Annotated in this window: 9 protein-coding genes; 8 read left to right on the top strand and 1 reads right to left on the bottom strand. The window is 59.2% G+C overall.

The window, feature by feature from the left end; all coding sequences use genetic code 11:
- Positions 1 to 369 precede the first annotated feature (369 nt).
- The 7 genes from D6877_RS21970 to D6877_RS21940 all read left to right on the top strand — a co-directional run bounded on the left by D6877_RS21970 (position 370) and on the right by D6877_RS21940 (position 6,519).
- Complete coding sequence (locus D6877_RS21970; protein ID WP_007918704.1) at positions 370 to 951, top strand: alpha/beta hydrolase; 582 nt, start codon at positions 370 to 372, stop codon at positions 949 to 951.
- A gap of 52 nt (positions 952 to 1,003) precedes the next feature.
- Positions 1,004 to 1,936: a sigma 54-interacting transcriptional regulator gene (locus D6877_RS21965; protein WP_130912094.1), complete on the top strand. Its 933-nt coding sequence runs from the start codon at positions 1,004 to 1,006 to the stop codon at positions 1,934 to 1,936.
- Between the two features lie 167 nt (positions 1,937 to 2,103).
- Positions 2,104 to 2,901: a MetQ/NlpA family ABC transporter substrate-binding protein gene (locus D6877_RS21960; protein ID WP_016772222.1), complete on the top strand. Its 798-nt coding sequence runs from the start codon at positions 2,104 to 2,106 to the stop codon at positions 2,899 to 2,901.
- A gap of 664 nt (positions 2,902 to 3,565) precedes the next feature.
- A complete protein-coding gene (locus tag D6877_RS21955; protein ID WP_130912093.1) occupies positions 3,566 to 4,231 on the top strand; it encodes an amino acid ABC transporter permease in 666 nt (221 codons plus the stop codon).
- Positions 4,212 to 4,871, top strand: a complete 660-nt coding sequence (locus D6877_RS21950) for an amino acid ABC transporter permease (RefSeq protein ID WP_130912092.1) — start codon at positions 4,212 to 4,214, stop codon at positions 4,869 to 4,871. The genes D6877_RS21955 and D6877_RS21950 overlap by 20 nt, the downstream gene beginning before the upstream one ends.
- Entirely contained in the window at positions 4,868 to 5,650 is a 783-nt protein-coding gene (locus D6877_RS21945; protein ID WP_130912091.1) for an amino acid ABC transporter ATP-binding protein, read from the top strand. Before D6877_RS21950 ends, D6877_RS21945 begins: the two co-directional genes overlap by 4 nt.
- A complete protein-coding gene (locus D6877_RS21940; protein ID WP_130912090.1) occupies positions 5,647 to 6,519 on the top strand; it encodes a transporter substrate-binding domain-containing protein in 873 nt (290 codons plus the stop codon). Before D6877_RS21945 ends, D6877_RS21940 begins: the two co-directional genes overlap by 4 nt.
- A gap of 111 nt (positions 6,520 to 6,630) precedes the next feature.
- Here D6877_RS21940 and D6877_RS21935 read toward each other — a convergent pair whose 3' ends face one another.
- Positions 6,631 to 7,791 (bottom strand): AAA family ATPase, encoded by a 1,161-nt coding sequence (locus D6877_RS21935; protein WP_130912089.1) that lies wholly within the window; start codon positions 7,789 to 7,791, stop codon positions 6,631 to 6,633.
- A 194-nt stretch (positions 7,792 to 7,985) separates the two neighbouring features.
- Between D6877_RS21935 and D6877_RS21930 the strand changes: the two genes are divergently transcribed.
- Positions 7,986 to 8,775: efflux RND transporter periplasmic adaptor subunit (locus tag D6877_RS21930; RefSeq protein ID WP_130912095.1), on the top strand; the 790-nt coding region annotated here is incomplete at its 3' end.

Raw genomic sequence — 8,775 nt, 5'->3', positions numbered from 1 at the left:
GACAGGTTTTCGTTTTTCCGGGGCCGTCTCCTTGGCAGGGTGCGGCCCTTTTTTTTGCGTTCGGTTTTTTAAAAAGCCCCTCACCCTAGCCCTCTCCCGGAGGGAGAGGGGACTGACCGGGGTGTCTGGCGGCTATACACCGATATGAGAAATCCAGTCGAACTCAAGATTTGAAGAACCTGAAGATCGGCTCCCTTTCCCCCCTCGCCCCCTTGGGGGAGAGGGTTGGGGTGAGGGGGAGGAATCTTATGCCCTACACAAATCACATATTCGATACAGGTCTTAATAAATAGCTTCTTATTCCTTAACGAATATAACTCCTCTCCCTATACTCGACACGGAACAGACACGCCGCAGGAGAGCTTCCCCATGCGCAATGAATCAATCCGTTACCTGATTGTGCCGGGCTGGCAGGGATCGCCAGAAGATCATTGGCAAAGCCATTGGCAGAACAGCCTGCCGAACAGCGCGCGGGTCGAGCAGGCTGATTGGCTGACGCCGCGCCGTGAGGACTGGGTCGCGGCGCTGGCCGAAGCGATTGCCGCAGACAGCACCCCGGTGATCCTCATCGCTCACAGCCTCGGCTGCATCACCGTTGCCCACTGGGCGGCGACTGCGCCCCTGCAATACCTGCGTCAGGTGCGCGGGGCGTTGCTGGTTGCGCCGGCCGATGTCGAGCGCCCTGCATGTGCGCCGGCACTGCGCAATTTCGCGCCGATTCCGACGGACCTGTTGCCGTTCCCCAGTCAGGTCGTCAGCTCCGACAACGACGCCGCCGTCAGTGCGCCGCGCGCTTTGGAGCTGGCGCGCAACTGGGGCGCGGAGGCGGGGATTCTTGCCGGGGCCGGGCACATCAACGTCAAGTCCGGGCACCAGCGTTGGGAGCAGGGTTTCGCCTATCTCTATCGCCTGCAGAACCGCCTGGAACACCACGCCCGCCGTCGCGCCTGACCTTAATTATTCAACGCCCCCGTCGGCTGGCGGTTTTGGGCGGGAGCCTGCCATGAGTTTCGAAACCTTCGGTCAGCCCTTGCTGACCTTTCCCGATGCGGAAAAAAGTCCCCTGAGCATTCGCGCCAAGGCGCTGGTGTTTGTCGACCCGCGCTCGCGGCAATTGCGCGAGGAGTTGGAGCAGTTGGCTCCACGTTCGATTTCAGTGTTGATTCGCGGTGAGACTGGCACCGGTAAAGAGCTGCTCGCTCGTCATATTCATCGCGCCAGCGACCGCAGCGGTCTGTTCGTTTCGGTAAATTGCGGCGCGATCAGCCCGACCTACGCCGATGCAGAACTGTTTGGCTATGCCGCTGGCAGCTACAGCGGCGCGGCCAGCAGTCGCGCCGGCTGGTTCGGTTCGGCCAACGGCGGCACCTTGTACCTGGATGAGATCGGCGATCTGCCGCTGCCGATCCAGATCAAGTTGCTTGCGGCATTGGAAAACCACGAAGTCACCCGCGTCGGTGCGCATCAGCCGAGCCCGGTGGATGTGCGTCTGGTGGCGGCGACCAGCATCGATCTGGCCCAGGCCGTGGACGCCGGGAAATTCCACGAGCGGCTCTATCACTACCTCAGCGAGGGTCATCTGGAGCTGCCGGCGTTGCGCGCGCGTACCGGCGACATTCTCTCGCTGGCGGAGTATTTCCTTGGCATCTACAGCCAGCGTCTCGACTTGCCCGTGCCGCTGATCAGCGAAGCCGCTCAGCATGTACTCGAACAACACAGCTGGCCGGGCAACACTCGCGAACTGGAAAACGTCATTCATTTCGCTCTATTGGTCAGCACCGGTGACGAGATTTTGCCGGAACACCTGAACCTGCCTGACGCGTCTGCGCCGCAGGTTCAGATCGAACGTCTGGTCAGGCAGACCCATATAGGTGGTAGCAGTGCAGAGCGTAAGGCCTTGAAAGATTGGCTGATTCGCTTGAGCGAGGCGGTGTGAACATTTTTTTCAACATGAACAAAATGGAATATGAAGCTGAATAAACGTTATTGTCCGGGAATAAAAAATACGGGTATTGTCCGCCTCACGCCAGCGACATCACTTCACTGGCACACGTATTAAATGCCGTCGTCGATGACGACCGTGATTTTCGATAAGGACACTGCATGAAAAAGGTTCTGTTGTTTACCGCATTGGCGGCTGCACTGACGGCTTCTTTCGCCAACGCTGGCGAGAAACTGGTGGTTGCCGCAACGCCGGTGCCCCACGCTGAAATCCTTGAGCTGATCAAACCGACCCTGGCCAAAGAAGGCGTGGATCTGGAAATCAAGGTCTTCACCGACTACGTGCAACCGAACGTACAGGTTGGCGAGAAGCGTCTCGACGCCAACTACTTCCAGACCCTGCCGTACCTGAACAGCTTCAACCAGGGCAAATACAAGGATGACAAATCCAAGTACCTGGTGACCGTGCAGGGCGTTCACGTTGAACCGTTCGGTGGCTACTCGAGCAAGTACAAGACCCTGGCTGAACTGCCGGACGGCGCAACCATCGCCATCCCCAACGAAGGCAGCAACAGCGGTCGCGCCCTGATCCTGCTGCAGAAGGCTGGTCTGATCGAACTGAAAGATCCGAAGAACGCTTTGGCAACGCCGAAAGACATCGCCAAGAACCCGCACAACTTCAAGTTCAAGGAACTGGAATCGGCCCTGCTGCCGCGCGTGCTGAAGGAAGTTGATCTGGACATGATCAACACCAACTACGCGCTGGAAGCCAAGCTGAACCCGCAGAAAGATGCGCTGGTGATCGAAGGCGCCGACTCGCCGTACGTGAACTTCCTGGTGGCCCGTGAGGACAACAAGAACAGCGACGCGATCCAGAAACTGGCCAAGGCGCTGACCAGCCCGGAAGTCAAAGCGTTCATCGAGAAGAAGTACAGCGGCGCGGTGTTGCCGGCGTTCTGATCTGACTTGAGTGAATCTGCTTCAGATGCAAAAACGCCGATGGCCTTGATGGTCATCGGCGTTTTTGTGTGTGCGTTAAAAAGCCCCTCACCCTAACCCTCTCCCAGAGGGAGAGGGAACCGATACGGGGATATTCGAGAGATACGCCGACCTGAACGTATCGCTCTGAATCCAGCATCGCTGAAGCCCAGCCAAGCCATAATCGCCAAGATCTTCCAGGTCGATGTACAACGCGAGACACCTCGGTCGGCCCCCTCTCCCTCCGGGAGAGGGCTGGGGTGAGGGGCTTTTGATTTACGCTGTGGTCTTCAACGCCCGTCTCAACGCCACCAGCAATTTTACAATGTCCTGCGGATCCAGCCGCTGCGGCACTTTTACGTCCATGTTGTTCTTCCTTGTGGTGAATGGGCCGGAGAGTCTGGCCAAAAGCTGTGGTTCCTTGGAGGTCTTTCGTGAAAAAAAGATCCGTCCTACAGCGCAAAGAAAAATAGCCGTCTTATTCCTTCCCGGCAAACCCACAGGATAGTTTTTTGGGTGATATCAATATGCTTTAACGGTATTTAAATTCTTGTTTTTATACCTATAAAGTCAGTGCCTGCCGGACAGCCATCCGCCGTCCATGGATTGCATCATCGCCGCTTACCAAGCAGTGTCAGGACGCTTCATGACTTTCGACTACGCCTTTATCCTCAGCACCTTGCCGGCTTTTCTCAAAGCCGTCGGCGTGACTCTGCAGGTCGGTTTGATCGCGATCGGCACTTCGCTGCTGGTCGCGCTGCTCAACGCGACGATTCTGGTGTTTCGCACGCCATACCTGCAGAAAATGGTCGGCCTCTACGTAGAGCTGGCGCGCAACACGCCGTTGCTGATTCAACTGTTCTTCGTCTACTTCGCGTTGCCGGCAGTGGGGATCCAGGTTTCCGGTTTCACTGCGGCAATCATCACCATGACTTTCCTTGGCGGCGCCTATCTCACCGAAGTGCTGCGCGCCGGCGTCGATGCGGTGCCCCAGGCACAACTGGAATCCGGGCGGTCGATTGGCCTGCCCCACGGACAGTTGCTGCGCTATGTGATCCTGCCGCAGGCGGGGATTCTCAGCCTGCCTTCGCTTTTCGCCAATTTCATTTTCCTGCTCAAGGAAACCACCGTGGTCTCGGCGGTAGCGGTGCCGGAAATCCTCTACACCACCAAAAGCTACATCGCGCTCTATTACAAAACCTACGAAATGCTCGCCGTGCTGACGCTGATCTGCGTGCTGCTGTTCTTGCCGCTGTCGCTGTTGCTCGGCCGTCTGGAAAGGAGGCTCCAGCATGGCCAGTTCGGGTCTTGAACTGCTGTGGATATCGTTGCCGCAACTGGCAAAAGGCGCCGGGCAAACCCTGTCGATCTCGTTTCTGAGCATCGCCATCAGCACGATCGGCGGCGTGTTCTACGGTGTGTTGCGCACGTTGAACGTCACGTGGCTGAACGCGATTTTGCGCATCTATCTGGAGCTGTTCCGGGCAATACCGGTGCTGGTCTGGTTGTATCTGCTGTTCTTCGGTTTGCCGATTTTCTTCGGCCTGAGCCTGCCGAGCTTCTGGTGCGCGGTGCTGGTGCTGTCGCTGTGGGGCGCCAGCGAAGTTGGCGAGGTAGCGCGCGGTGCGCTGCATTCGTTGCCGCGCGGACAGCGTGAAGCGGGGCTGTCTATCGGCCTCAATGCAGCTCAACTCTATGGCTACGTGCTGCTGCCGCAAGCGCTCAAGCGCATGACGCCGCCGACCATCAATGTCTATACGCGGATCATCAAGACCAGTTCCCTGGCGGTGCTGATTGGCGTGGTGGATGTGATCAAGGTCGGCCAGCAGATCATCGAGCGCACCTACGAATCGGTACTGATCTACGGAGCATTGTTCCTGTTTTTCTTTTTCATCTGCTACCCGCTCTCGGCCGCTTCGCGCGTGCTGGAGCGGCGCTGGACGCAAGCATGAGCGCACTGATCGAGTTTCACGGGTTCAACAAATTCTATGGCGCGCAGCAGGTGCTCGATGGCATCGATCTGCAAGTGCAGAGCGGCGAAGTGGTGGTCATTCTCGGACCCAGCGGTTGCGGCAAAAGCACTCTGCTGCGTTGCCTCAATGGCCTGGAAGAGGCGCACAGCGGCAGTCTGAAATTACTTGGCCGCGAACTGCTGGACAAGGCGACCGACTGGCGCGAAATCCGTCAGCAGATCGGCATGGTGTTCCAGAGCTATCACCTGTTCCCGCACATGAGCGTTCTGGACAATCTGCTGCTCGGCCCGCTCAAGGTGCAGAAGCGTCAGCGCCGCGAAGCGCAACAGCAGGCCGAAGCCTTGCTTGAGCGTGTCGGCCTGCTGGACAAGCGCGATGCTTTCCCGCGTCAGCTCTCGGGCGGCCAGCAGCAGCGCATCGCCATTGTCCGATCGCTGTGCATGAATCCACGGGTCATGCTCTTCGACGAAGTCACCGCTGCCCTCGACCCGGAAATGGTCAAGGAAGTGCTGCAAGTCATTCAAGGCCTGGCCCGCGAAGGCATGACCCTGTTGATCGTCACCCACGAAATGGCCTTCGCCCGCGCGGTGGCCGACCGCATCGTGTTCATGGATGCCGGGCGCATCCTCGAACAATCCCCACCCGAGATTTTCTTTACGAACCCGCAAACCGCACGCGCGCAGCAGTTTCTGGAGAAGTTCTCCTTCGTTGCCACATCGCCAGAATCGAATCCGAAAAAGGAACTGGAACTGCTATGAAAACTGCCGCTTTGTTACTGCCCCTGCTCAGCCTCGCCTTGCTTGCCGGTTGCGGTAAGACCGAAGAGCCACCAAAGCCGAAAGTCGTCAGCGAAAGCCCCGCGCCCTCGGGTTATCTGGACAAGATCAAGGCCCGCGACAAATTGATCGTTGGTGTATTTACCGACAAGCCCCCGTTCGGTTTCGTCGATGAGGCCGGGCGCTACGTCGGCTTCGACACCGACATTGGCCGGCGCTTCGCCAAGGATCTGCTCGGCGACGAAAACAAGGTCGAGTTCGTCGCCGTCGAGCCGGCCAGTCGCATTCCATTTTTGCAGAGCGACAAGGTCGACCTGATCCTCGCCAACATGACCGTCACCCCGGAACGCAAGGAAGCGGTGGAATTCACCAACCCGAACCTCAAGGTGGCCGTGCAGGCGCTGGTGCCGCAGGGCAGTTCAGTGAAAAAACTGGATGATCTGGCGACGCGCACCACGATTGTCACCACCGGCACCACCGCGGATATCTGGCTGACCAGGAACCACCCGGACTGGAAACTGCTCAAGTTCGAGAAGAACTCCGAATCGCTGCAAGCCTTGGCCAATGGCCGTGGCGATGCCTATGCGCAGGACAATCTGGTGCTGTTCAGCTGGGCCAAGCAGAACCCGGGCTATCGCGTGCTCGAAGAAAAGCTCGGAGCCGAGGCGCCGATTGCGCCAGCCGTGAAGAAGGGCAATCTCGAGTTGCGTGACTGGGTGAATACCGAGCTGGCCAAATTGGGCGAGGAGAAATACCTGCTCAAGCTGTATGACCAATATGTGCGCAAAGAACTGAGCGATGAGACCCGGCCTGAGAGTGTGATTGTTGAAGGGGGCAAGTGGCAGGGCTAGTGCCTTGATTCAGCGGTGACGCTTGAATCGCTTTCGCGAGCAGGCTCGCTCCCACATTCGACCGCGTACGATTGTGGGAGCGAGCCTGCTCGCGAATTTTTCAGTCACCGCTCAATCCGGCCAATGCCACGCCGGCTCATCCAGCACCCGCTGCCCGACAATCCCGGTCTGCCCCAGCGTTTTCTCCAGCACGATGCAATTGCATTGCGGATCTTCCTGCAACGCCGAAATAAGGCGCCGTGCATGGGATACCACCCACACCTGACACTGCTCCGAAGCGCGAATGATCAAGCGCGCCAGCGCCGGCAGCAAGTCCGGATGCAAGCTGGTTTCCGGTTCGTTGAGCACCATCAGTGTTGGCGGTCGCGGGGTCAGCAACGCCGCAACCAGCAGCAGATAACGCAAGGTGCCGTCCGACAGCTCCGCCGCTGACAATGGCCGCAACAAGCCTTCCTGATAAAACTCGATAGCGAAGCGTCCACCCGCCAACGGCGCGATGTTCAGCCGCGCACCGGGAAAGGCATCGCTGATCGCCGCTGTTAACGCCTGCGGATCGCCAATCTCGATGATTGTCTGCAAGGCTGCCGCCAGATCGCGACCGTCGTGATGCAGCACCGGCGTGCGTGTGCCCAGTTGCGGCTGACGCACTGGCGCGTCGGCATCGCTGCGAAAGTGATCATAAAAGCGCCAGCGCCGGATGAATTCGCGCATCTGGAACACTTCCGGCGAGCTGCGCAGATTGCCAACCTGATCGAACAGGCTGTCGAAATTCGGCGTGTGTTGCGCCAGCACATCCCAGGCGCGACCTTCGCGGGCGCGGATCATCGGACCGTTGCGATCGACCAGCAGGCTCGCCGGGCGAAACACCGGGCCGGCCCAGATGCACTCACGCTTGATCTCCGGGTCGAGGGCAAAGCATGAAGTGCTTGGCTCCGGCAGGCCCAGGCCGATGGCGTAGCTGAAATCCTCGCCGGCGAATCCCAGTCGCAACCTTTTCACGCCGTGGCGCACCGTCGGCTCGATCGCCACCTCACCGTTGCGCATGCGTCGACTGATGGTTTCCGGTCCGGCCCAGAACGTCGAGTCCAGCCCGCCTTCACGCGCCAGCGCATTGACCACGCCGCCTTGGGCGGTTTCCGCCAGCAGGCGCAAGGCGCGATAGAGGTTGGACTTGCCGCTGCCGTTGGGCCCGGTAATCAGGTTCAGGCGCCCGAGCGGAATCACCAGTTTGTTGATCGAGCGGTAATTGGCCACGGCCAAGGTATAAAGCATGGAATTCCTTCTCTTCGGGCGGCCCTTGTAGGAGCTGCCGAAGGCTGCGATCTTTTGATCTTGAAAAAGCAAAGATCGCAGCCTTCGGCAGCTCCTGCACGGAAATGTTGTGATCGCTCAGGCGAACGTTGAACCCTGTTCTAAGCTCACAGTCGTATCGTCACTTGCACGTTCGTACACAGGAAGGAGTCTGCATGGCAAGTCCCGGAATGAAAACAGCAGTCATGCTGAGTCTGTTCACTTTGCTCAGCGCTTGCGGCGACAAGAAACCTGCTCAGGAATATTTGCCACGGGTCTTTGTGCAAGAGGTCGAACCGGCCAACTACGCCGCCGCGGTGACCCTCACCGGTGACGTGCAGGCGCGGGTGCAGACGCAGCTTTCATTCCGCGTCGGCGGCAAGATCATCCAGCGCATGGTCGATGTCGGCGACCGCGTCACCGCCAAACAGGTGCTGGCCAAACTCGATCCGAAAGATCTGCAGACCAACGTCGATTCCGCTCAAGCCCAAGTCGTCGCCGAACAGGCCCGCGTGAAGCAAGCGGCGGCCGCTTTCGTGCGTCAGCAAAAACTCCTGCCCAAGGGCTACACCAGCCAGAGCGAATACGATTCGGCGCAAGCCGCGCTGCGCAGCAGCCAGAGCGCATTGAGCGCGGCGCAGGCGCAGTTGGCCAACGCCAGGGACCAGCTCAGTTACACCTCGCTGATCGCCGATGCACCCGGGGTAATCACCGAGCGCCAGGCCGAAGTCGGCCAAGTGGTGCAGGCCACCGCGCCGATTTTCAGCCTTGCCCGCGATGGCGACCGCGACGCGGTATTCAATGTCTATGAATCGCTGCTGGCCGAGCGGCCGTCCGATCGCTCGATCGTGGTCAGCCTGCTCGACAACCCCGAGATCAAAACCACCGGCACCGTGCGTGAAATCACCCCCTCGGTGTCGGCGCAATCGGGCACCGTGCAGGTCAAGGTCAGCCTCGACAAACTGC

The sequence above is a fragment of the Pseudomonas sp. Sample_9 genome (genome assembly GCF_004307535.1).
Lineage (GTDB): Bacteria > Pseudomonadota > Gammaproteobacteria > Pseudomonadales > Pseudomonadaceae > Aquipseudomonas > Aquipseudomonas mercuritolerans.
This window is presented reverse-complemented; position numbering and strand designations above follow the sequence as displayed.